The sequence below is a fragment of the Mycobacterium sp. BMJ-28 genome (assembly GCF_054404835.1).
On the sequence record NZ_CM136783.1, the window covers coordinates 4,575,474 to 4,599,572 of the forward strand.

The 24,099-nt window shown below is 65.5% G+C and carries 22 protein-coding genes; 10 read left to right on the top strand and 12 right to left on the bottom strand.

Annotation, left to right across the window (positions count from 1 at the left end; all coding sequences use genetic code 11):
- Positions 1-23: 23 nt before the first annotated feature.
- Positions 24-1,505: an FGGY-family carbohydrate kinase gene (locus tag ACXPWS_RS22705; RefSeq protein WP_458708811.1), complete on the bottom strand. Its 1,482-nt coding sequence runs from the start codon at positions 1,503-1,505 to the stop codon at positions 24-26.
- Positions 1,502-2,296 carry a DeoR/GlpR family DNA-binding transcription regulator gene (locus ACXPWS_RS22710; RefSeq protein ID WP_458708812.1) on the bottom strand — a complete coding sequence of 265 codons (795 nt, stop codon included), beginning with the start codon at positions 2,294-2,296 and terminating at the stop codon, positions 1,502-1,504. The genes ACXPWS_RS22705 and ACXPWS_RS22710 overlap by 4 nt, the downstream gene beginning before the upstream one ends.
- A gap of 283 nt (positions 2,297-2,579) precedes the next feature.
- Here ACXPWS_RS22710 and ACXPWS_RS22715 point away from each other — a divergent pair, with 283 nt between their 5' ends.
- The 3 genes from ACXPWS_RS22715 (at position 2,580) to ACXPWS_RS22725 (ending at position 4,788) form a co-directional block, all read left to right on the top strand.
- The gene (locus tag ACXPWS_RS22715) at positions 2,580-2,834 is read left to right on the top strand and encodes a hypothetical protein (RefSeq protein WP_458708813.1); all 255 of its coding nucleotides are present in this window, start codon (positions 2,580-2,582) and stop codon (positions 2,832-2,834) included.
- 68 nt (positions 2,835-2,902) lie between these two features.
- Positions 2,903-4,123, top strand: a complete 1,221-nt coding sequence (locus tag ACXPWS_RS22720; protein WP_458708814.1) for a sensor histidine kinase — start codon at positions 2,903-2,905, stop codon at positions 4,121-4,123.
- A complete protein-coding gene (locus ACXPWS_RS22725; RefSeq protein WP_458708815.1) occupies positions 4,120-4,788 on the top strand; it encodes a response regulator transcription factor in 669 nt (222 codons plus the stop codon). The genes ACXPWS_RS22720 and ACXPWS_RS22725 overlap by 4 nt, the downstream gene beginning before the upstream one ends.
- 6 nt (positions 4,789-4,794) lie before the next feature.
- Here the strand turns inward: ACXPWS_RS22725 and ACXPWS_RS22730 are convergent, their stop codons facing one another.
- Positions 4,795-5,379: a hypothetical protein gene (locus tag ACXPWS_RS22730; RefSeq protein ID WP_458708816.1), complete on the bottom strand. Its 585-nt coding sequence runs from the start codon at positions 5,377-5,379 to the stop codon at positions 4,795-4,797.
- 40 nt (positions 5,380-5,419) lie between these two features.
- Entirely contained in the window at positions 5,420-6,862 is a 1,443-nt protein-coding gene (locus ACXPWS_RS22735) for an FAD-dependent oxidoreductase (protein WP_458708817.1), read from the bottom strand.
- A gap of 705 nt (positions 6,863-7,567) precedes the next feature.
- On the opposite strand from ACXPWS_RS22735, the gene ACXPWS_RS22740 reads away from it, so the two are divergent.
- Positions 7,568-9,463, top strand: coding sequence for a cellulase family glycosylhydrolase (locus tag ACXPWS_RS22740; RefSeq protein ID WP_458708818.1), 1,896 nt, complete (start codon positions 7,568-7,570; stop codon positions 9,461-9,463).
- Positions 9,464-9,522: 59 nt separating this feature from the next.
- Here the strand turns inward: ACXPWS_RS22740 and ACXPWS_RS22745 are convergent, their stop codons facing one another.
- The gene (locus tag ACXPWS_RS22745) at positions 9,523-9,885 is read right to left on the bottom strand and encodes a histone-like nucleoid-structuring protein Lsr2 (RefSeq protein ID WP_458708819.1); all 363 of its coding nucleotides are present in this window, start codon (positions 9,883-9,885) and stop codon (positions 9,523-9,525) included.
- Positions 9,886-10,772: 887 nt separating this feature from the next.
- On the opposite strand from ACXPWS_RS22745, the gene ACXPWS_RS22750 reads away from it, so the two are divergent.
- On the top strand, positions 10,773-13,175 hold the full coding sequence (locus ACXPWS_RS22750; protein WP_458713658.1) for an excinuclease ABC subunit UvrA: 2,403 nt from the start codon (positions 10,773-10,775) through the stop codon (positions 13,173-13,175).
- A 31-nt stretch (positions 13,176-13,206) separates the two neighbouring features.
- On the opposite strand, the gene ACXPWS_RS22755 is transcribed toward ACXPWS_RS22750, so the two are convergent.
- Complete coding sequence (locus ACXPWS_RS22755; protein WP_458708820.1) at positions 13,207-14,142, bottom strand: DUF389 domain-containing protein; 936 nt, start codon at positions 14,140-14,142, stop codon at positions 13,207-13,209.
- Between the two features lie 150 nt (positions 14,143-14,292).
- Positions 14,293-14,496, bottom strand: a complete 204-nt coding sequence (locus tag ACXPWS_RS22760) for a hypothetical protein (RefSeq protein ID WP_458708821.1) — start codon at positions 14,494-14,496, stop codon at positions 14,293-14,295.
- Between the two features lie 133 nt (positions 14,497-14,629).
- Between ACXPWS_RS22760 and ACXPWS_RS22765 the strand changes: the two genes are divergently transcribed.
- The 5 genes from ACXPWS_RS22765 (at position 14,630) to ACXPWS_RS22785 (ending at position 18,080) form a co-directional block, all read left to right on the top strand.
- Positions 14,630-15,637 carry a helix-turn-helix transcriptional regulator gene (locus ACXPWS_RS22765; protein WP_458708822.1) on the top strand — a complete coding sequence of 336 codons (1,008 nt, stop codon included), beginning with the start codon at positions 14,630-14,632 and terminating at the stop codon, positions 15,635-15,637.
- Positions 15,634-16,074 (top strand): pyridoxamine 5'-phosphate oxidase family protein, encoded by a 441-nt coding sequence (locus tag ACXPWS_RS22770; RefSeq protein ID WP_458708823.1) that lies wholly within the window; start codon positions 15,634-15,636, stop codon positions 16,072-16,074. The genes ACXPWS_RS22765 and ACXPWS_RS22770 overlap by 4 nt, the downstream gene beginning before the upstream one ends.
- A 204-nt stretch (positions 16,075-16,278) precedes the next feature.
- Entirely contained in the window at positions 16,279-16,746 is a 468-nt protein-coding gene (locus tag ACXPWS_RS22775; RefSeq protein ID WP_458708824.1) for a MarR family winged helix-turn-helix transcriptional regulator, read from the top strand.
- Between the two features lie 103 nt (positions 16,747-16,849).
- Entirely contained in the window at positions 16,850-17,593 is a 744-nt protein-coding gene (locus ACXPWS_RS22780; protein WP_458708825.1) for an NADPH-dependent F420 reductase, read from the top strand.
- A gap of 163 nt (positions 17,594-17,756) precedes the next feature.
- Positions 17,757-18,080, top strand: a complete 324-nt coding sequence (locus ACXPWS_RS22785; RefSeq protein ID WP_458708826.1) for a nitroreductase family protein — start codon at positions 17,757-17,759, stop codon at positions 18,078-18,080.
- Positions 18,081-18,187: 107 nt separating this feature from the next.
- Here the strand turns inward: ACXPWS_RS22785 and ACXPWS_RS22790 are convergent, their stop codons facing one another.
- The 5 genes from ACXPWS_RS22790 to ACXPWS_RS22810 form a co-directional block, all read right to left on the bottom strand.
- Positions 18,188-19,027, bottom strand: coding sequence for a DUF5718 family protein (locus ACXPWS_RS22790; RefSeq protein WP_458708827.1), 840 nt, complete (start codon positions 19,025-19,027; stop codon positions 18,188-18,190).
- Positions 19,024-20,103: a tartrate dehydrogenase gene (locus ACXPWS_RS22795; protein ID WP_458708828.1), complete on the bottom strand. Its 1,080-nt coding sequence runs from the start codon at positions 20,101-20,103 to the stop codon at positions 19,024-19,026. The genes ACXPWS_RS22790 and ACXPWS_RS22795 overlap by 4 nt, the downstream gene beginning before the upstream one ends.
- Before the next feature lie 32 nt (positions 20,104-20,135).
- Positions 20,136-21,077 carry a phosphoglycerate dehydrogenase gene (locus tag ACXPWS_RS22800; protein WP_458708829.1) on the bottom strand — a complete coding sequence of 314 codons (942 nt, stop codon included), beginning with the start codon at positions 21,075-21,077 and terminating at the stop codon, positions 20,136-20,138.
- A gap of 146 nt (positions 21,078-21,223) precedes the next feature.
- Positions 21,224-22,660: a cation:dicarboxylate symporter family transporter gene (locus ACXPWS_RS22805; RefSeq protein WP_458708830.1), complete on the bottom strand. Its 1,437-nt coding sequence runs from the start codon at positions 22,658-22,660 to the stop codon at positions 21,224-21,226.
- Positions 22,661-22,826: 166 nt separating this feature from the next.
- Positions 22,827-23,993, bottom strand: a complete 1,167-nt coding sequence (locus ACXPWS_RS22810) for a mandelate racemase/muconate lactonizing enzyme family protein (protein ID WP_458708831.1) — start codon at positions 23,991-23,993, stop codon at positions 22,827-22,829.
- Positions 23,994-24,099 lie beyond the last annotated feature (106 nt).

Sequence of the window (24,099 nt, forward strand, 5' to 3'; positions counted from 1 at the left end):
ACTGTTCCTTTCGTGTTCGGTGCTCATCTGGATGTGCGGGCCAATCGGTGGGAGATCGGTGTCATCGCGGTGCCGAGATCACGCCACGTCGCGTAGGCCTCGTCATAGGCCGCCGCGCGGCCGGGGTCGGGCAGGTAGGGCTCGTCCAGGGTGATGAACCGTGCGGCGTCGGACCAGTCGTCCAGCGCGCCGATCCCGATCGCCGCGATCACCGCGGCGCCCAGCGATGCACCGGGGTGCCCGCGCACAGGTAGCATCGGGCGGCCGAGCACGTCGGCGTGGATCTGTTTCCACAGCGTCGATTTCGAGCCGCCGTTGGTGATCATCACCCGGCTCAACGGGATCCCGATATCGGTGAAGATGTCCACGTGGTGCCGGAACCCGAAGGCGATCGCCTCGAGCACCGACCGGTACATGTCGGCCCTGGTGTGGCCGAGGTGCAGGCCGGCGAACGTCCCACGCAGATCGGGGTCGTGCAACGGGCTCTTCTCGCCGAGGAAGTATGGCAGGCACAGCACGTCGGCCGGCGCGCGTCCGGCCGCCTCGTCGTCGAGCGTGCTCAGTTCGGCGCCGCCGACGAGCGTCTGGAACCAGCGGATCAAGCTGCCACTGGTGGCCATACATCCGTTGGGCAGCCAGTGCCCAGGCACCGGATGGGCGTCCAGGTAGAGCCGTTCGTCGACGACCTGGGTATCGCTGGCGACCAGGATGTCACCGGCGCCACCGAGTTTCACCAGGGCGTCGCCGCGCCGGCTGACTCCCGCGGCGTAGGCGGAGAGCACGTGGTCGGCGCCGCCGACCACGAGCGCGGTACCGGCGCGCAGCCCGGTGAGCTCGGCGGCCCGCGCGCTGAGTTCACCGACACGGGTGCCCGGGCGGTGCACCGGGGCAAGGGTTTCGGGGTCCAGGCCGGCGGCGGCCAGGACCTGCTCGGCCACCGGGCCGGCGATGCTGAACAGGCCGGATTCCAGCGCCCAGTTCTGTTCGACGTGGCACGGTGCGCCCAACGCGGTGAGCACCCAGTCGTAGGAGCCGACCCAGTGGGCGGTGCGCGCGTAGACCTCGGGCTCGTGCGCACGCAGCCAGACCGCGGTCGGTGCCACTGACTGCTGGGTCAGCGCCGATCCGGTCAGGGTGACCAGGTCGACACCGGACAGCACAGCACCCAGTTCGGACACCTCGTGATGGGCCCTGGCATCGTTCTGAAGAATGGCCCGCCGCAACGGGTTTCCGTCGGCGTCGACGGGTACGACGGCGGGCACCATGCCGGAGGTGGCGACCGCACCGACGGCGTCAGCGCCGACCGCACCGATCGCCAGGACTTCGCGGATGGACTCGACCACGTTGTCGTGCCACTGCCCGGTGTCGGCTTCGGCAATACCGGGGCCGGTCGAATGCAGGGCGGTCGCGCGGGTTGCGGTCGCCACGATGCCGCGTTCGGTGCTCAACAGCACCGTCTTGGTACCGGTGGTGCCGATGTCCACGCCGATGGTGTAGCCGCTCATCCGCGCTTGCCCTCTTGTCCGGCGACGCAGATGACCTCGACGCCGGCGCCGCGCGCGGCGACCAGGGCGGGATGGTCCACCTCGCCGTCGGTGACGATCACACCGATATCGGCCAGCGCGGCGATACTGACGAACGTGACGCGGCCCAGCTTGCTCTTGTCGGCCGCGACGATGACCCGGTCGGCGCGACGGGTTGCCGAGCGCTTCACCCGGCTCTCGCCGTGGTGGTAATCGGAGATCCCGCGATCGACGTCGATCCCGGCCACCCCCATCACGAAGGTGTCGCAATTGTATTGGGCCAGGGTGTCTTCGGCGGATGGACCGATCAGGCTCAGTTCACCGGGGCGCACCTCGCCGCCGGTGAGCACGACGGTGGTGTCGGGTTCGTCGACGAGTTCCAGTGCCACCAGAATGCTCGGCGTGACGACGGTCAGCCCGAGCCGGCGGCCACGCAGTGATCGGGCCACCGCCAGCGCGGTGCTGCCCGAATCCAGGATCAGCGTTTCGCCGTGGCTGACGAGATCGGCCACGGCGTCGGCGATATGGCGCTTTTCCTCGGCCGCGTCGGCCACCCGGGTGGCGAAGGAGGGTTCGGCGTCCTTGCCTTTGACGGCGATCGCACCGCCGACCACCCGACGCACCACGCCGAGGGCTTCGAGCGCTTCCACATCACGACGGATGGTCATCTCGGAGACGTCGAACTCGGTGGCCAGCTCGGCGTAGCCGACCTCGAACTCGCTTCTGACGCGCTGCTCGATGCGGTCGCGCCGGGTCTTCGCGTCCACGCTCACTCCCGGCTCCGTTGTGTAAAATTCACATAAACAGTGACCATCGTTCGGCGCACTGCTGCCCATTCGCTCATTGCGTGTGAATCTATGACACCGAATGTGAGTTGTCCACACTTACGTGAGATTTTTTCTCACCGCCGCACATCGTGGCGGGACCGCCGGTCTGATGCCCAGGTGGGCCCTGATCTCCTACCAGGGTCGCAGATCAAGATCGGTCCTCGGCACGATGTGCGTGCGCCGCGCGCTTCGTAGCGTCGGGTTATGACACCAGTAGAAGCCAAAAATCATGGCTAGCAACACAACTCCAGGACAGACCGGTCTGCCCGGATTCCTGCTGATCGGCTACACCGCCCATCCGAGCATCAGCGTGGCTCCGGCGTTCCAGCGCGGGGCGGCCCGGCGCCGGCTGGCCGCCTTCCTCGCGGCCGTCCGCGCGGCGGCGCGCAGCACGCCGCCGCACCACAGGGAGCCCCACTACCCGCCCCGCCGGACCGCATTCGTCGAGGATGCGGCGATGGCCCGCGAGATGCACCGGCTGTAAGAACTCCTACCGCAGTAGTACAACCCGAGCATGACGTAATCGGGGGCCCGCAGACTTAGCATGAAACGATGCTGGAGGCGGCCGCGCGCTACCTACGGGCCTGGGCGCGCACGCAGGAGACGCGCATCCCGGGCGGATTCAGCTGGCCGTTCGTGCTGACCATCGATGTCACCATGGTGGTGATCGGTGTCATCGCCACGCTGCAACGCCCGATGTCGGACTGGCCGATGGCCGTGCTCGCCAACGCGATCGCCATCATTCCGTGGGCGACGTTCTTCATCGTCAAGGACCGCAGCTGCGAGGGCCCCACCTTGTGGGCGGCGTGGACCACCGGCGCGGCCATCCTGCTCTTCGGCACCTCGACACCGATCCACGGCGACTTCGCCCCGTTCCTGCTCGGCCTCACCGTCGGCGTCGTCGGGGCCATCACGTCCGTCCGCGGCGGCATGCTGGCCGCGGCCTCGGCCGCCGCCCTGCTGACTTGTGCCGCGGTCACCGGCCGAGTCGAAACTCCTGCCCTGTACCTCACCTTCGTCGGGATCGGCTGGCTGATCGGCTATCTGGTGCGAGGTCAACAGACTCTGCTCATCGAGCAGCGAGAGGCCCAGGCGCAGTTGGCCGCGCACGCCGCCGCTGACGAACGGCGGCGCATCGCCCGCGAAGTCCACGACGTCATCGCGCACTCGCTGAGCATCACCCTGCTGCACCTCACCGGTGCGCGGCACGCCCTCCAGCACGACGGTGACGACGCCGAAGCGGTGAACGCACTGAAGCAGGCCGAACGACTGGGCCGCCAAGCCATGGACGACATCCGGCACACCGTCGGATTGCTCGCCGCCGACGCGGAGCCGCTGGCACCGGAACCCGGTGTCGCCGACATCCGCGGCCTCGCCGAGGATTTCGCCCGTGCCGGCCTGAACGTCACCGTGGAGGTCAATGGCAGGCTGGAACATGTGTCGGCGGCTGCCGGTCTGGCGCTGTACCGGATCGCCCAGGAATCTCTGTCCAATATCGCCAAGCACGTGCCTGGCTCGCCGTCGGCCATCACGTTGACGGTGTCCCGCACCGCCGCGACGCTCATCGTGGTCAACGAGTTGTGCACCGAGCCGGGCGCCGCCGTTCCCTCGGAGATCACCAGCGGCCGGGGCATCCACGGCATGCGGCAGCGCATCGAGCTACTCGGCGGCACCATCGACATCGGGGCCGGACCGGGCCGGTGGGCGGTGCACGCGACCCTACCGTCGTGCGCCGCCGGCACCGACCTGCCGGCCCGGATGGGGGCGTCGTGACCGCCGGGAAGGACACCCTGGTCACCGCGCTCGTCGTCGACGACCAGGAGCTGGTGCGGTCCGGGCTGTCGCTGATCCTGCGGGAGAAGCACGGCGTCGCGGTTGTCGGCGAATGCACTGACGGCGACGAGGTGCCGGCGGCCGTCGACCGGTGCCACCCCGACGTGGTGGTGATGGACCTGCGGATGAAACGGGTGGACGGCATCGAGGCGACTCGGCTGCTGACCGAACGCGGCGGACCACCGGTGCTCGCGCTGACCACCTTCAACGACGACGAGTTGCTCTCCGGTGTGCTGCGCGCCGGCGCGGCCGGGTTCGTGCTCAAGGATTCCCCCGCCGAGGAACTGATCCGCGCGGTACGTGCCGTCGGCAGCGACCAGAGCTACCTCGATCCGGCCGTCACCGCCCGGGTCTTGACCACCTACCGCAGCGCGAGTGCGCCGGCCGGCGGTGGCGCCACGCTGGATGAGCTCACGCCCCGCGAACGCGATGTCCTCACGCTGATCGCGAAGGGATACACCAACACCGAGATCGCCGACGAACTGTTCATCTCGGGATTGACCGTGAAGACCCACATCGGCCGGATCTTCACCAAACTCGGTCTGCGCGACCGTGCCTCGGCGATCGTGTTCGCCTACGAGCAACGCATCGTCACACCCCGGTGACCGGGGCTACTTGCAGAGCTCCTCGACGGCGCCGTTCTGGGCGTCGGCGTCCTTGAGCCGAGCATCCTGCCCCGGGTCGGACTTGGGGACCTGTGCCATGGCGGCGGCGCCGATATCCATCAGTGTGTTGCCGAATTTGCGTGCCGCGTCGGCGACATCGGCGGGTGCGGCGGGCTCGATGCGGGCCAACAGGTACTGACCGCCGCCGTAGAGCGCCAGGCGCGCGTTGGCGGCCACCGCGAGCGCACCCACCACATCGTCGTCCCCGCCGGGCGCCTGCAGGGCGCTGCTGTTGGCGACGCCCGCGCGCACGAGTTCGAACGCGGCGCACAGTTTGGTCTTGGCATCCTTCTTCTCGTCATCGCTGACGGGTGGCGCGGCGTCCGTCGTCGTGGCGGCGGCGGCTGAGCCCGCGGCCTGCTTGGGATTGCGCCACATCCACGCCGACGCACCGAGGGTGGCGATCGCGATCAGCACCGCGATCATGGCCAGCACACCGGGGCCGAAGTTCGACCGGGACTTGGCCTCCTCGGTTTCTGCTTCGGCATCCTCGGATACGGTCTCGCCATCGGGCTCGTTCTCATCGGACACGAACGCAAGGGTAACAATCTCCCCGGGTCCGGACCCGGCCTCAACACCGGCGCAGCACCCGCCCTGTCCGACGGCGCCGGGCGGCCCGCACCCGGGCCCGTCGCACCATGGCAGCGAAGCGATCCCGGCGACATATCGCCGAAATGGTCATGTTGCGCTTGACGGACAGTGCCAGGACTCGCGCCACGACTGCCGGTTCACGCATGCGCTCGGGCGGATCGATCAGATTCGCCACCCGCAGGAACCGCTCGGTCAGCACGATGTCCGACGGCGCCGCCTGGAAAGCCTGTTCGATGATCCACGCGCTCACCCGGTGGGTCACCGACCGCCCCGCCGGCGAGTCCGGCTGGGGCCGCTCCCGCGCCTGGTTCATCGCCCAAATGGGCGCGATGCGGTCGGCCGCGGACGCGAAGAACCGAGGCGCCAGGTCCGTGCTGCCGTGGCGCAGGCAGTCGCGCAGGTCCAGCGCCATGACGGCGGCCAGCGTCATGCCTTGACCCCAGATCGGGTTGAGCGCACAGAGTGCGTCTCCCACCACGATGAGGCCTTGCGGGAAACCGCCCAGTTTGTCGTAGCGTCGCCACACCCCGGCGGCATTGCCGAAGGTCTGCACCGGCCCGCGGGGCGCAGCCGCGCGCAGCGCCGCGAACACCGACGGGGGCACGAGGGGTCCCACGGTGGCGCACATGGCGCCGAAATCGGCGGGCGGTGCACCGGCGCCCAGTTGGGTGATGGTGAGCATCCAACTTCCGTTTTCGTTGGCGACCAGACCGCCGGCCACGCCCGGCGTCCGCACCAGGATCAGCCGCTCGGCGATTGCGTCAGCGGGCATGGACAGCACCTGGCTGTGGTACGTCGCCCGGGACGCCGACCGTTGTTCGATGGGGCGCGGGTAACCAAGGGTCTCCAGAAAGGCCGGCGTACGAGCCGCCCGGCCCATCGCGTCGGCCACCAGATCGGCATCCAGCAGAATTCGCCTGCCGGTGTCGCGATCGGCCACCGCCACGCCGGTGACACGGCCGGGATCCGAGACGATCGGCACGATCACCTCGTGCCCGTCGAGAAAACGCACATTACCCAGCGCGGCGACCCGGCGCCGGACGTGGAATTCGACCAGGGGCCGGCTGGCCAGACATTGGACCAGCGCTGCCGGGTCGGCAAACTTCCCGGTCCGGTGAAAGCCGTACGAGCCGAACCGGAAGTCGACCCGCGTCAGATCCCCCTCGTCGACAACGGGCGCCCCCGCCGCCGCGAGCTCATCGAGCAGTCCGGGGAACAGCTCCACCAGGGCAAGTGACCCTCGACTCAGCAGGCTGTGTAGATGCCGCCCCTGCGGTACACCCCGGCGCTGTGTCGCCTGTTCGGCCAGCCGGTCCCGCTCGACGATCACCACGTCGGCGTAGAACTCCGACAGCACCCGGGCAGTGACCAAGCCGGCCAACCCCCCGCCCAGGACCACGGCACGCTCACCCAACCTATCCACGGCACTCCCCTAACCCGTTTCGTTGCTGACCCTCGGAACAGTACCGGCAAAAATAAGTTTTCTAAGGTTTCATTAAAGTTTCCCTAAGACACCGGGTGTCGAAACGCTTACTGACCTGCGCTTATGCAAGTCGACCAAAACTTCGGCGACATGGAGCGATGCGCTCGAACATCCGATGAATGTTGTCCACAACGCTCATCAACCGCGCATCCCCCAAACGGGGGATGGCCCGCCAAAATTTGCCAGCTTTCGACGCGCCGGGACGGTTGGCGCCGCCTCGGCGGAACCTGCATGGGCCAGGTGTCCCAAAAATGGGAATCTACGGGCACATACCACATCACAGCGGGATCTCCGCGCATCTCGCGGCGATGGCGCGTCGGTTCGCTGAAAGCTTTGCCATAACCACACTTATGGGGCGGCTTAGGGAAATTGGTTTGGGTTTCCAACCATTTGCTAAACATGGGCAGTTCTGTTGCATAAACCGCAGACCAAAACCCGTTTCACCAAGTTTTGCCAATTTGCTGACGTGGCCGTAAGTTCTGGAGCAGTCTTCAGCTAGGCGCTCGAACCCTCTGAGTAAGAACAGGAGTCACCGCGATGACCCACGCCCTGAACATCATCCGGCCGGTTGCCGTCCGGTCCACAATCGCGGTTATCGCGATAGCGCTATTCGCGGCAACGACGAGTCAATATCTCTTGCCGACGATGCGGCACGCCTCGTACGACGTGATCAATACCGCGACCATCGAAGAGGCCCCGAGCACGATCGGTGTCGCCGAGTCGAATCTGTACAGCATGAGCAACGCCGAGATCGACAAGGCACTCGACAAAATGCTCTCGCTCGGCGTCAACGATGTCCGCATCGGCGTGTTCTGGCGAAGCATCCAGCCGTTGAGTGCCACCAACTACGACTGGGCCAAGACCGATTACATCGTCAAAGCCGCGGCCGACCGCGGGATGGGAATTCTGGGCGTGCTGAACCAGACCCCGATGTGGGCCGGTGCCCTGGGTAACGGCCATCCCGACCCGGACGCCTATGCCAAATTCGCGGCCGCCGTCGCCCAGCGTTACGCCGGCAAGATCTCGGCTTATGAGATCTGGAACGAACCCAACGGTTTCTACGAATGGAACCCGGTGGACGCGGTGTCGTACACCACCATGCTGAAGAAGGCCTACACCGCGATCAAGGCGGTGGCTGCCACCACCAATCAGGACATCAAGGTGATCGGCGGCGTCGTCGGCGCCGGCCTGACCTTGGGCAATCTGTCGCTGGACCCGGTCAGCTTCATCACCCAGATGTACGCCAACGGCGCCAAGGGGTACTTCGACGCCCTCTCCTTCCACCCGTACAACTACACGCTGAAATTCAGTCTGGGCCCCGCCAACACATGGCCGGGAACCTCGGCACTGGCACAGCTGCAGGCCATCCGCGCGCTGATGAACGTCAAGGGCGACGGCGACCTGAAGATCTGGATCAGTGAGTACGGCCAGCCCACCATGACCGGAACGGCGGCCGACCAGCAGCAGCAGGCCGAATATCTGAAGGACATGATCCTGTCCTGGCAGAGCTTCCTCAACGGCGGGCCCATCTTCATCTACAACGGCAAGGACACCGGCGCACCCGACAGCACGGTCAAGGAAGACCACCTCGGATTGTTCGACTATTTCTGGAACGAAAAGGCCGCCGCCGATGTGATCAGGAAACTGATCCTGCAGCTGTCCGGCACTACGCCGACCATTCCCACGCCCGGCAACCCGGCGTCGGGCCTGGGCGGCCTGGCCCAACAGATCGCCACCGCGGTGATCAACATGGTGGGTTCGATCATGAACTTCATCCCGATGACGGCCAAGATGCTGGTGAACGCGGTGAAGAACCTGCTCGGCGGGATCTTCGGCAAGCCCGCGGTGACCGCTGCCAGCGCACGTGTCGCGTCGGCGGTGAACGGGGCCATCACCGCACCTGCGGTCACGGCGGATTCCGTCACTGCCACAGCCGAAGTGGATGGGAACACACCGGCCGCTACCGCGACCACCGTGACGAAACACGAATCAGGCGCTGCCGCAACCGATGCCACCGAGGTCGCGACCGAGGAAAAGCCGGTATCCGCAGAGGCAGGAACGGACGAAGCGACCACCGTCGCCGCGCCGGTGACCGACGAGAAGGCAGGCACCGAGGTGCTCACCCCGACCGAACCGGTCAGCTCGACGGCTCCTTCGACACCCGAAGTCACCGAGCCGGTGACCGACACCAAGACCGACGACACCAAGACCGGCACCGACACCGCGGAACCGAAACCCGCAGCGGCGACGGATACCAAGTCCGACACCAAGTCCGAGCCGAAGGCCGACACGGCGTCCACCCCGTCGGACACCTCCGCACCGAAAGCCGACACCACCACCGGCGACAAGGTGACCCGGCCAGGTACGAAATTCGGAGCAGGTGAAAAGGGCGCCAAGCCGAAGGCCGGCCCCAAGGGTAAGCACGGCAGCAAGCCGAATGGGTCCGACACCGAGAGCGGGACCGCTACGCCGGCCGCGAGGCAGGAAAGCAAGACAGCTGCCGGCGCACATGCGTCATCCGGCAGCGGTGATTCGGAATAGAGCGACGAAAGTTGATTTCGCCCCCGAATATCGAGAAATCGATGTTCGGGGGCGAAAATCTAGTGCGCGGCTTCGAAAGCGTCGATGACCTCGGCTTTGATACGGCCGCGGTCGGAAACCTCGAACCCGTTCTTCCTGGCCCACTTGCGGATAGCCGCAAGCTGTTCCTTCGAACTACCACCAGTGCCGCTTCCGTTGAGCGAAATCGCTTTCACGGTCCGGCGCGAGCGTGCGCCGCGAACCTTTGCCGCCGCGTCGACGAACGGCCGCAGCGCCTTATCGAGCTTGGCGATGTTCGACGCCGACAAGTCGATCTGATACTCGACGCCGCGCACCGAGAACTCAACTCGTTCTCCGCCACCATCCGGAATCTCAGAACCGTCCAGGTCGTCAATTAATTGGCGAACAACACGTTCGGCCATTGGCAGTGCCCCTATCTCTCTCGATTGCCATTGCAGGCTACCAGCGAGTACGCATTGCTTCACATGTCAACTACCGAACGTCGCCGATTCAGAGTCATCTCATAGCGTCTTGCCTGGGAATCCACACGAGGGTTATCCCGCAGAAAGTATCCGATGCACGAATCGGCAAATGTGACACATGACGATGTGCTGTTCTTTTGGCGATCGGGCCCTTTCCGAAACGCGTAAGCGATGTGTTGTGCACCCACGCCGCAACGCAAGCCCCGTGGTACACGCGTATTGCCGACTTGTGCCGATTCGGGCGAAGAGAATCGATTTTGTGGGTTGGTTTTCCGACGGGCACAAAACCGGTAGTGGCGGGCGCCTCCCGGGTGTGAGTAGCCGCATCGATATGCCGATGAGACGCCATCGGGGGGTGCAGGTGGACGATTCCGTGGATGACATCACCGATGCAGTGCTCACGGTCGCCGTTCCCGTCGAACCTCACCGCTCGTCGCCCAGCGCGACGTCCAGCCGTCCACGATCCCGGGGTTGCACGAGTCGCGACCACGGCGTCTATCAGCCGGCATCGCCGGACATGGCACTGATCAAGAGGTACGAAACCTGCCGGCGCCCCTGACCGGTAAGCCACTGCCCGCCAACATATTTCGCAACCAATCGGCCACATCATCTGGACGCTCTCCCCCATCGCGCCCAAAGCAGCGTTCCTCCGCCCGCCCGATGTCGGGGGTTGCCGATAGGCTTTCGTCGTCCGACGCGAAAGGGGCGCAGTGTCCAGCCAGGAAAGCACCGTCGGCGAAAACCCCGCCGCACCCACCACCATCGAGGTGCGTGGCGCGCGCGTGCACAATCTCGCCAACGTCGACGTCGACGTGCCCCTGCACCAAATGGTCGCCATTGCAGGGGTTTCCGGTTCGGGAAAGTCCTCGCTGGCGATGGGAGTGCTCTACGCCGAGGGCTCGCGTCGCTACATCGAGGCATTGTCGACCTACACCCGCCGCCGGATGTCGCACGCCACCAAGGCCACCGTCGACAGCGTCCGGCACGTCCCGGCCGCGCTGGCCCTGAGGCAGCGACCAGGTGTTCCCGGAGCGCGCAGCACGTTCGGCACCTCGACCGAGCTGCTCAACGTCCTGCGTCTGTTGTTCTCCCGGCTGGCCGAACACGTCTGCCCGAACGGGCACCGCCAGCAGCCGACGATCGACGTGGCCGCGGGGCTGGATCTCACGTGTCCGGTCTGCGGCCTCACGTTCTCCCCGCCGGGGGCCGAGGCGCTGGCCTTCAATTCCGACGGGGCGTGCCCGACGTGCGGTGGGCTGGGGGTGGTGCGGGAGATCGACGACGCCCTGCTGGTCCCCGACCCGTCGCGGACCATCGCCGACGGCGCGGTGGCGCCGTGGAAGATGATGGGCCTGACCGTGATGCCGCAGATGGTCGGCGAACTCGGCGTGCGCACCGATGTGCCGTACCGCGATCTCACCGACGACGAACGCGACATCGTGTTGCGCGGCCCCGCGGAGAAGCACCGCATCACGGTACCGTCCAAGAGCGGCAAGCTGTTCGAGGTCAACTTCACCTACCGCAACGCCCGCCTGGCTGTGCAGGAAGCACTCGACAAGGCCGCCAGCGAGGGCGGGGTCAACCGGGTCAACAAGTTCATCCATACCGGTACCTGCCCGACGTGCCGGGGTACTCGGCTGAGCGAGCGGGCCCTGGCTCCGCGCGTCACCGGCATCAACCTGGCCGAGGCGACGGCGATGACGCTCGACGAGGTGATCGCCTGGGCGCCAACGGTCGTCGAGACACTGCCACCCGACATGGGCTCGATGGCGAAGGCGATCATCGCGCAGCTACTCGAAATGGCCGACCGGCTGGTCGAACTCGGCCTCGGGTATCTGGGGCTGGACCGGCCCAGCGCCACCCTGTCCACCGGTGAACGCCAGCGCGTGCAACTCGCCCGCGCCGTGCGCAACCAGACCACCGGAGTGCTCTACGTCCTCGACGAACCCTCCATCGGCCTGCACCCGTCCAACATCGACGGCCTCAACGGTGTCATCCGGGACCTGCTGCGCGACGGGAACTCCGTCGTGCTGGTCGATCACGACGTGCAGGTGCTGCGCGAGGCGGACTGGTTCATCGAGATCGGACCCGGATCCGGCAGCGAGGGCGGCACCGTCCTGACCGAAGGAACGCTCACTGATCTGGTGGGCAACCCGTCGTCGCTGATCGCCGGATTCCTCGACGGCACCGAACCGATCCGCGTGCGCGCGAGCGTCGCGGCCGGGCACCTGTTCGACCACGGACGGATCCGGCTGTCCACCCGTCCGCTGCACACGGTGCACGCCTTGGACGTCGAGATCCCCAAGGGCAGGCTCACCGCGGTCACCGGAGTGTCCGGATCCGGAAAGACCACGCTGGTGCTGGAAAGCCTGGTACCCGCGTTGCAGACCGCGGCGGCCGATGACCCGCTGCCCGCGCACATCGCATCGGTGGAACCGTCGGGAATCCGTCGGGTCAATGTCGTGGACGCCACCCCCATCGGCACCAACGTGCGGTCCACCATCGCCACCTACAGCGGCGTCCTCGATGACCTACGCCGGGCGTACGCCGCCCTCGACGAGTCCAAGCGCCGCGGCCTGACCGCCTCGGACTTCTCCTACAACACCGGATCGCTGCGCTGTCCACGTTGCGAGGGCACCGGGCAGATCTCGCTGGACGTCCAGTTCCTGCCCGACGTCGACATCCCGTGCCCCGACTGTGACGGCACCCGCTACGCCCCAGCCGCTCAGGACATCCGGCGACCCGGAAGGCTGTCGCTGCCGGGCCTGCTGTGCCTCACCGTGATACAGGCGCTGCGGGACACCGAGGACCTGCCGAAGGTGCGGAAGAAGCTGCAGACCCTCGTCGACCTCGGGCTGGGCTACCTGACCCTCGGTGAGGACACCCCGGCGCTGTCCGGCGGCGAGGCGCAAAGGCTCAAGCTCGCAACCGAACTCGGCCGCACCCAGTCCGATGCGCTGTTCGTGCTGGACGAACCGAGTGTGGGGCTGCATCCCCTCGACATCCGGGTCCTGTTGGGCGTCATCGACCGTCTCGGCGCCAAGGGCGCCACCGTCGTCGTCATCGAGCACGACCTCGACATGATCACCAACGCCGACTACGTGGTGGACATGGGACCCGGTGGCGGCGCCGCCGGCGGGACCATCGTGGCGACGGGCACTCCGGAGCAGATCGCTCGGTCCTCGGACAGCGTCACCGGGCGGTATCTCACTCCGGTCCGCAGTACCTGACGCTGTGCTGATGGCAGTTTGAGGCGCAAACCTACGACAGGTTCTGCGCCGACCGGGGGATCATCGACCTGTTGGGCCGCAACATCAGCACCGCCACACCCGCGATCACGATGCCGACCAGGTTCACCATGAGTTGGAGCACCGACCGGCCGGCCACCGACCAATCCCCCAACACCGCGGCCACCACCGCGAAGCCCGCCGCGGGCACCGTCGTCACCGAGATGAACACGCCGACGAGCGCCCCCGACTTGGAGGAAATCAACGAGAGCATGCCAGCGGCCCCGGCCAGTAACGCGACAACGAGCGAAATAGGGCCCACGCGATAGATGAAGTCGACTTGATGGACGTTGGCGACGGTATCGAGGGTGATCCAGCCAGCGGCCTCGGCGCCGAGCGTCGCGAGTGCGGTGAACGCCATCGCTACCGGAAATCCAACGACGAGCGCAAGCAACGCCCGCAGCGCGAGCCGGCCGCGGCGTTGCACCAACGCGACCGAAAGCGCTGCCAAGGGCCCGAACTCGGGGCCGACAACCATCGCGCCCACCACGGTGACCGCTGAATCGGTTGCCACACCAACGGCGGCGAGCAGACACGCCAAAATCAGGAACAGAAGAAACGTCATGGTCAACGCCGAATCTTCGCGAGTCCGGGCAATCAGTTCGTCCCAGACCAGCGCATCCGCGGCATCACCGTCGGCGGCATCCTCGGCACGGTGAGCACTCGTCGACAGGACGGTGTCGAGAGCGTGCAGGGTGATCGCGCCCTTGTGCTGGACGTCGAGTTCCTTCAGCCGGCGGATCACCTCATTGACCGATTCCCGCGCGATGTCGGCGGTGATCTCGTCACCGACCGGCGACAGCGCGGCCCCCGGGAACAACAACAGATTGCCTACGCCCGGCTCGCCACGAAGTACGTCGAGGATCTCGTCCCGTAGCTCCTCGGGCGCGATCACACGCAGGTGCAGCACATCGGAAGCCTATCCGTTCTCAGCACCGATACCGATCAGAAACCGCCAGAATCTTCTTTCAGCGCGGGAACACACTCGACAGCAAGCACTTTCGTACAGGAAGCACCGAGTACCGGAGGACCGAGCGACGACCGCTCGGGCCGTCGCGCCCTATGTGGCGCTCTCGAAGTCGGGCATCGTGAAGGTCTTGTTGTTGAGCGCTTCGGTTCCGCCGCAGAACCGGATGGCGCGCAACGGGTCGATGTGGTCGTCGTAGACGAACGTGAAGGCACGGTCGTCATCGGACTGCAGCAGGGACGTGCGTAGTGCCGATCCGGCCAGTAGAGCTTGTCCTTGGGGAAGTTGTCGAACCACTGCCGTAGGGAGAACCGAACATCAACTGCCGCTTGGTCCATCGCCCTCTTCGCGGTTTCATCCGGTGCGAACGGTGCGAGTTGTACGGGAAACGACGATGGATAGTCGGCCTCCGAGGGGCGAAGATGATGCCATGGACAAGCGAGCGCTGGCGGAATTCCTGCGGAGGCGGCGCGAAACGATGAAACCCCGCGATGTCGGTCTGGCCGATGGCGTGCGCAGACGGACCCAAGGTCTGCGCCGGGAGGAGGTCGCGCGTCTCGCGGGCATGTCGACCGACTACTACACCCGACTCGAACAGCAGCGCGCTCCACAGCCCTCCCTCCAGATCGCCTCAGCACTTGGCCGCGCCCTTCGCTTGACCCTCGATGAAACCGACCACCTGTTCGTTCTCACCGGCCACAACGCACCACCCCGGTTCCAGCGCTCCGAACACGTCAGTCCGGCGCTGATGCGAGTGCTGGACCGTCTATACGACTCTGCCGCCCTGGTGCAGACCGACCTCGTCGAAACACTTGCCATGAACCCGTTGGCCGTCGCTCTGCTCGGTGACCAGACCCACCACACTGGTTTCGCGCGCAGCGGCTTCTACCGCTGGTTCATGGACCCATCAGAACGGCTGAAGTTCCCCGAGGAGGCCCACGAACGCCACGGCCGCGCCCAGGCGGCCGGCCTGCGAGCTGCGCTGACAACAGGCAGCGACACCGCCCGAGCCACCCAGATCCGCGCCGAACTCGACAAACACAGCCCAGAGTTTTCCCGCTTGTGGGAACTGCAACAGGTCGCTCAACGGTACGACGACACCACGACCATCCTGCATCCCGAACTCGGCCCGCATCGACGTCGACGGGCAAGTTCTCTTCACCGACAATCGCGCTCAGACCCTCGTCGTGCTCACTGCCCGCCCCGGCACCGAGAGTCAGACCAAGCTCGAACTGCTATCGGTCATCGGCCATCAACAGCTCAGGTCCTGATGTGGAGACCGTTTCGAAGGGACACGAGGTCCACTGGTTCGCCGCTTCCTAGGCAGAGACCAGCGATCCGTGGATCGACCGTCTCTGCCGCGATCACACAGCCCCTCATAAAGTCGTCGCTACATGCCTACGACTCCGCCAGGGACGAAAGAGTGCAAACCCGATGACAACACCCGACAACAAGACTCGCATCAAAGTAGAGCGCGAACAGTTTCTTGCCGAACCCCGGACCGGTGCGCTCTCGGTGAGCCTCGGTGCATCCCGCGGACCTCTGACGGTGCCGATCTGGTACCAGTACACCCCTGGCGGAGAACCATGGGTGTTGACCGGTGTCGGCACCCGCAAGGCGCGATCAATCGAGGCGGCTGGATTCTTCTCGCTCATGGCGCAACGACTGGAGCCGACCAGACGTTATGTGGCGGTCGACGGCGCCGTCAGTCAGATTCAGCCCGCAACCGACGACCAAATCGTCGAGCTGACCCTGCGCCACCTCAGCGGCGACGCGGCCGACCGCCACATTGAATTCCTCAGGAACCGCGGCGAGAATCTCGCGATCTCGATGCGTCCAGAACACTGGCTGTATTCCGACGCCGAATCATTCTGATTCGCCGCCTGCTGCTGAGGTCTTCGCGATACCGACCCTCCCGATCACCCGAACGGCAGTACGTCACGTCTCGGCATTTCGACCTTGCACCCCAGCGTCCGCTCGATTCGGCGCTTGCACTGCGTCGGATGCAGCATCCAGAACGCGACCGGAAGGTTCTCAAGTGAACCCGGAATACTCTAGTCTGCTATTATCTAGTGCACTATGGTATCGCGTTCTGGAAAATCATCCGCTGCTTCACCCATCAGGCCGCTCAACGAGCTGGGCGAGCAGCTGTCCTTCGCGTTGTACGGGGCAGCCAACCGGGTCTTTCGTCTGCACAAACCCTTTCTGGAGCCCTTGGGTCTGACGTTTCCCCAGTACCTCGTCATGCTGGCGCTGCTCGATGGTGCGCCGCAGACTGTCGGCGGCCTCGGTGCCCGCTTGGACATGGACACCGGCACTATCACCCCCCTGGTCAAGCGTCTCGAAGCCGCGGGAATGGTGACCCGCGTACGCGACCGCGCAGACGAGCGTCGCGTCCTTGTCGATCTCACCGGTCACGGACGAACGTTAGAAGCCGATATCCGTGGCGTCACCAGCAAGATCAAGACCGCCTGCCAGCTCACCGAACGCGACGTCGACGACCTTCGGCGCACCTTGGAAAAGCTCGCCCACCCCGCGAAGCAATGATGTCGGCCAGCAGTGGCATGTCCCGCCGAGACGATGCCGAGAGCCTTCCTCGCACCGTCCAAACCAAAAATTGCACGAAAAGTGCACCCACCAAAGGAGACTAATGAAGATCGGCATTCTCGGAGTAGGACTCATCGGCACGACGCTCACACAAAGGTTGAGTGCGGCCGGGCATGACGTAAAGGTCGCCAACTCGCGAGGCCCAGAGACCATTGCGGCCGATACGCTGGCCTCGGGCGGGCGTGCGGTTTCGGCGGCCGACGCAGTGGTCGACGTCGACGTCATCATCATGTCCATCCCCCTGAACCGCATTCCCGGGCTCGCACCGCTCTTCACCGACGTGCCCGCCCAGACAGTGGTAATCGATACGTCGAACTACTATCCGGCACGAGACGAGAGGATCGCGGCCATCGAAGGCGGGCAGATCGAGAGCCTCTGGGTGGTCGAGCAGCTGGGCCGTCCGGTCGTCAAGGCGTGGAACGCGATCGGATCGGACTCGTTCGCACGCAAAGCGAAGCCCGCCGGCGACCCGGAGCGCATCGCCATCCCAGTCGCCGCCGATAACGACATCGAACGCCAACTCGGCATGGCGCTGGTCGAAGACACCGGTTTCGACGCAGTCGATGCCGGCCCCCTTACCAAATCGTGGCGCCAACAGCCCGGCACACCGGTGTATTGCACCGACCTCAACCGCGCACAGATCCCAGACGCCCTGGCGGCAGCGGATGCCGCGCGATCGCCCAAACGGCGGGATCTGGCAGCGGCGGCTATCGCTGAGAGATTCGGACACACGGTGAACCCGGACGCGGAGTACGGCGTTCGCATCAACCGCGCATTGTTCATGTAAGCCATTGCGCTGCAGGCTAATAGTCGGACCTCGATGGCAGGAGCACCCCCAACCCGAGCGAGCCGCAGCCACCGAGAAGTTGAGCAACGGCGCGAGCCGAGTGGTGCCACTCGAGCATGAGCGTCCTCGAACCGATCCCACACATTTCCGAGGACTGTGCTCTATGGCTGACTTTGACACCGTCGTGCGAACACGGCGATCGGTGCGTCAATATCTGCCAACACCGGTGCCCCGCGATATCGTGACGAAAGTGATGGACGCCGCCCAACACTCACCATCGAACTGCAACACCCAGCCGTGGCAAGTACACATCTTGTCCGGCGAGATCAAGGCCACGTTAAGTCGGCTGATCACCGTACTACCAGGCCCTCGGCGTGGCTCGCGACGATCCCGTCGGGCGGCAAGAGGGCCTCAAGCGGAATCTGTCGTTCTTCGTCGCCCACACACACAGAACCACCTGCTGGCACTCGCAGTACCCGCACGCTAGAGGTAACAAGCCACAGATCTTGGAGTCGCAGGGGCACCTGCGCGCTGGCTTCAGCTTCGGTTTCGAGGCCGCCAGACGCTGCGTCGAAAGGGGTGGACTCGGGTGATTCAGTGCGAAGAGTCGCTCGAAACCGTCTGTCGGAGTTCGGATACTGCTGTTGAGGCAGTGTCGTACACCCGGACGATAGCTTGGTCGCCGGGCTGCAGGAAGGTCGTTGCGCCGAGCGGCGTGTACGTCGTCGCCCCGATCCCGATCAGCAGGTTCTCGGGGTGACCGCTGGCCGCCATCAACGCGCCGACATCCTCGAGCGGGCTGTCCGGGGACCCCTTCTGGTTGGCGAGCCGTTCGACGATCCAGTCGAGTAGCACCGCTCCGTAATACGAGTAGCCCGACAGCGGGCTGTCGACACCGTAGGCGTGCTCCTGGCCGTCGGCGGTGAGCAGAGAACACGACATCCGCAGCGTGGACGTGGGGCCGTCCGGCGTCAGATCCGAAATCTCGAAGAACAGTGGCGCAACCCCTTTGGACGCCGGCCCCCAATTCTTCTTGTGACTGATCTTCGCGGCGTTGGGCCGCCGGATCGAGCAGTCATTGAACGCACCGAGCGCGAAAGGCTGCACACCCATCACCGTGTCGCCACGCCACGACACGCGGCACGCCACAGCGACCTCGGGTTCGATCTGTAAGTTGAGCGGGCCGTCTACGGCGCCCGGCGGCGGCATGCCGATTATGTTGCGCGACAGTGGAAAATCACCGAGAAAAGTGTCGTTTCCCGGTGCGTACCAGGGGAAAAGGCCCTTGGGCGCGGCTCCCTCGGAGTCGACGTTCACGAAGTCCGCCGCTTCCCCGGCCTGCTCCAGGTGGCCGGCGAAATTACCGGCCACACCCAACCCGAACCACGTCCGCAACTCGGCATCATCGAGCGTGACCAAGCGTGGGGCGCTCATAGCGCCGTCACCGCGTCGGCGACCGCCGCGCCCAGAGTCTCGGTGGTGGCCGTTCCGCCCATGTCCGGGGTCAACGTGTCACCGCCACGGGCCAGCACCGCCTCGACCGCAGTAAGCACCGCGGCGGCGGCCACAGGTTCACCGAGATGCTCCAGCATCATGGAGGCGCACCAAATCTGCCCGATCGGGTTGGCGATCCCCTTGCCTGCGATGTCGGGTGCCGACCCGTGCACGGGTTCGAACAGGCTGGGGAAGTTCCGCTCCGGGTTGATGTTGGCGCTCGGAGCAATCCCGATGGTGCCGGTACAAGCCGGCCCGAGGTCGGACAGGATGTCGCCGAACAGGTTCGAGGCGACGACGACATCGAACCAGTCGGGGTGCATGACGAAGTTCGCCGTGAGTATGTCGATGTGGTACTTGTCGACATCGATATCGGGGTAGTTGGCGGCCATTGCCTGTACGCGTTCGTCCCAGTACGGCATGGAGATGGAGATGCCGTTGCTCTTGGTGGCTGATGTCAGGTGCTTCTTGGGCCGGGTCGCGGCGAGGTCGAACGCGAACTTGAGTATGCGGTCGACACCGGTGCGGGTCATGATGGTTTCCTGCATGACAATCTCGCGGTCAGTGCCCTCGAAGATTTTTCCCCCGACGCTCGAGTACTCACCCTCGGTGTTCTCCCGGACGACATAGAAGTCGACGTCACCGGGTTGGCGTCCGGCCAGCGGGCTGGGCACGCCGGGCATCAACCGGACCGGCCGCAGGTTGACGTACTGGTCGAACGCACGTCGGAACTGCAGCAGGCTCCCCCACAGCGAGATGTGATCGGGCACCACCTCGGGCCAGCCGACCGCACCGAAGTAGATGGCGTCGAACCCTTGGAGTTCGCCGAACCAGTTGTCGGGCAGCATTTTCCCGTGCTTGAGGTAGTAGTCGGCACTGGAATGGTCGAAGTGCTCGAAGTCGAGGTTCAGGTCGAACGCGTGCGCGGCCGCATCCAGAACGCGCAGGCCTTGGGGCATCACTTCGGTACCGATGCCGTCGCCGGGAATGACGGCGATGCGATGGGTTCGTGACATGTCAGGAAGGTCCTTTCGGTGCGCGTTCAGGGTCAGTTGACGGGATGGCGTGGTTCGCGCCCGCCCAGGACGGCGATAACGTCGGCGGCGGCGCTCAGCCCGGCCCTCGACCGGGCCTCGACGGTCTGGCCGGCGAGATGGGAGGTCACGATGACGTCGTCGCGGCCCCGTAGCCGGCTTTCGGCCGGCAACGGTTCGGCGTCGAGTACGTCGAGGGCTGCCCCGGCGATCTCACCGGAATCCAATGCGTCGGCGAGGTCCTCCTCGTCGACCAATGATCCGCGCGCGGTGTTGATGAGCACGGCGGTGGGTTTCATCGATTTCAACGCTGAGACGTCGATCATCCGTCGGGTGCTGTCGTCGGTCTTGGTGTGCAGGCTCAGGTAGTCAGCCCGGTTCAGGACGGTGTCGCGGTCGACGAACTGCACCGCCGTTGCAGCATTGTCCGGGTGGGCGGTATGCACCAGGACAGTCATCCCGAAAGCGGTCGCGAGCTTGGCGACTGCGCGACCGCTCGGCCCGAAACCGATTATCCCCAACGTCGTTCCGCGTAATTCGGTACCGGCATCACGCGGCCAGGCGCCCGCCCGCACGCCGTCAACCACGGTGGTGAGCCGGCGCGCCGACATGAGCATCAAGGCGAACGTCATCTCCGCGACGGCGTCGTGGTTCACCCCAGGGGTGTTGCACACCCGGATCCCACGGTCGGTGGCCGCCGCGAGATCAATAGAGTCGTACCCCACGCCGCTGCGCGCGATCACCCGCAACTCGGTCGCACTCGCGATCATGCTCGCGGTGACAGGTTCACTCGCGATGATGGCGCCGTGCACGCCGTCGAAGAATGCTCGCGCTTCCTCGGGATGCCGTGGTCCGGTCGCCGGCCGGTACACGATCTCGTGGCCGTGGCGACGCAGAAGGATGTCGACCTCATCGCCGGGGACGAGGTAGTCGGTGGTCACCAGAACGCGCGACATCGTTTCTTCCTACTCTTCAAATCGACGACCGGGGCCGGAGCTCGACCCGGCAGGTCCCGGGAGCAGCCACCAGCTGAGCGCCCTGGGGGACCGCCGCCTTTCAGAGGCGGCGGCCCCTCCTCAGATCGAGGACTACAGTCCGGCGGTCAGGATGATGCAGCGGCGGCGTGACGGCTGCCCAGGGCTATTGTCTCCTCAGCGGGCCCGCCGGCCGCGGCATGGCCGCCGGCACCGGTTTCGATTCCGTGCTCACCGTCATCTTCGGCCTCGATATTGAACTCACGTCGTCCGGCGAGCACTTCGCGGGCCTGCTCATCGTCGAAGTCGTTCTCCCACTTGGCGATCACGATGGTGCCGACGGCATTGCCGAGGACGTTGATGAAGACGCGGCCCTCGTTGAGGATGCGGTCGATGCCCACGATCAGGGCCAGTGCGGCCAGCGGTACGTGACCGACGGCGGTGATGGTGGAGGCCAGCACGATGAACGCGCCTCCGGCGATGCCGGCGGTGCCTTTGCTTGTCAGCATCATCACGCCGACCATGATGAGCTGTGCCTGCCAGGACAAATCGATGCCGACGGCTTGCGCCAGAAACAGCGATGCCATGGTGAGGTAGACCGCTGAACCGTCGAGGTTGAACGAGAATCCTGCCGGGATGACCAGGCCGACAACGGGTTTGCCGCAGCCGAGGTGTTCGAGTTTGCGGACCAGCTGCGGCAGGATGGCCTCGCTGGAGCAGGTGCTGAGCGCGATGAGCAGTTCGGTTTTCAGGTAGCGCATCAAAGTGAAGACATTCATGCCGCAGGCTTTTGAGATCAGCCCCAGCAGCACGACGACATACACGACGCACGTGGCGGTGAACAGCAGGATGAGGAATCCGAGTTGCTGCAGACTGGAGGCACCGTACTTGGCGACGACAGAGGCGAGAGCGCCGAAGGTGCCGATCGGGGCCAGCCGCATCACCCAGCCGACGATCTTGAACACCACGTGCGACAACGACTCGATCAGCGTGGTGATCGGCGCGCTGCGCGCCTTGGTGACGTTGAGTGCGCAGCCGATCAGCAGCGACACCAACAGGGCCGAAAGGATGGCGTGGCCGGTGATCGCGCCGAACAGTGATTCGGGGATCACGTTGGTGACGAACTGGACGAAGCCGACCTTCTCCCCGGAGTCGACACCGGGGATGGTGCTGGCGTCGAGGCTGTTGACGTCGATGTTCATTCCGGCGCCGGGCTTGAAGATGTTGGCGACCACGAGGCCGATCAGCATCGAGGCCAGGGACAGTACAAAGAAGTAGCCGAGTGCCTTGACACCGATGCGTCCCGCGCGACGCAGACTGTCCATGGTGGCGATGCCGAGGGCCACGACGCAGAAGACGACGGGGACGACGATCATCTTGACCAGCCCGATGAACCAGTCGTTGAGCGGTGTCACTGCCGCGCCGACGTTCGGCGCCAGGATGCCGACGGCGATGCCGAGAATGGCGCCGATGATGACCTGGAACCAGAGTTGACGTATCAGCTTGCCAAATCTGGATCGGCGGGGCGGCGCTGGAGAGGTTGCGTTAGCGGTCGTGGTGGACACGGGGAACTCCTTTGATCCGGTGCAGTATTGGGTCGTGCAGGCCGGGATGCGCGGTTCTGGACGGCGGCCGGCCTGGGGCGAGCAGCGCGACGGGGAAGCCCCGCCGGGCAGCGGTGTCGTACGCGCCGCCCGGCCTTCGAAACACCGGGTGGCACCGGAACAGCGGTCAGTGGTGCAGCTCGCGCAGCACCTTGTAGAAGGCGCTCTTGGCCTCGAAGCCGATGCCGGGGATCTCGGTGAGCCCGACCTGGCTGTCGGAGACGACCGCGTCATCGGCAAAGCCGCCGGTGGGCTGGAACTCGCCAGGGTAGGACTCGTTGCCGCCGAGTTTGAGGGCCGCGGCGATGTGCAGGGAGAACTGGTGTCCACCGTGCGGGATGCAGCGGCGCGAGGACCAGCCGTGCTCCTTCAACATTTCCTGCACGCGCAGGTACTCGGTGAGGCCGTAGCTCAAAGCCGGGTCGACCTGGATGTAGTCGCGGTCCGGGCGCATGCCGCCGTAGCGGATCAGGTTGCGGGCGTCCTGGACGGAGAACAGGTTCTCACCGGTCGCGATCGGGCCTCGGTAGTTCTCCGAGAGGATGGCGTTGAGCCGGTAATCGAGCGGGTCGCCGACCTCCTCGTACCAGAACAGGCCATAGGGTTCGATGGCCCGTCCGTAGTCGAGGGCGGTCTGCAGATCGAAGCGGCCGTTGACGTCGACCGCCAGGCGGGCCCCATCGCCGTCGAGGACTTCCAGGACCGCTTCGATGCGCTTGAGATCGTCGGCGAGGTCGGTGCCACCGATCTTCATCTTGACCACGGAGTAGCCCATGTCGAGGAAGCGGCGCATCTCGTCCTGCAGGTCCCCGAGCGTCTTTCCGGGTGCGTAATAGCCGCCGGCTGCGTACACGAACACCAAGTCGTCGGGCTGGCCGTCGCCGTAGCGATCGGACAGATAGCGGTAGAGCGGCTGACCGGCGATCTTGGAGGCCAGGTCGAACAAGGCCATGTCGAGCACGCCGATCGCGACGGAGCGCTCTCCGTGGCCACCAGGCTTCTCGTTGTTCATCATGATCGGCCACGCCAGCGTCGGATCCAGTTCGCCAGCCTCGTTCAGCAGGCTCTCCGGGTCGGCGTCGAGGAGGCGCGGAATCGCGCGACGGCGCAGGATCTCCCCCGCGCTGTACCGACCGTTGGAGTTGAAGCCGTACCCGATGACGGGTTCGCCGTCGCGCATCACGTCGCTGACGATCGCCACGATCGAGCAGTCCATCGAGCTGAAGTCGATCCACGCGTTGCGGATGGACGAACTGATCGGCACAACGCCTTCGTGGACTGAGAGAATCTTCATTATCAACCCTTCTTGTATCTTATAAGATGTGAGATGTAACTGATGAGTGACGATGCTAGACTCGCTGTGACCGTCAGCACAAGGGGCAATGTGTGGCACTGGTCAC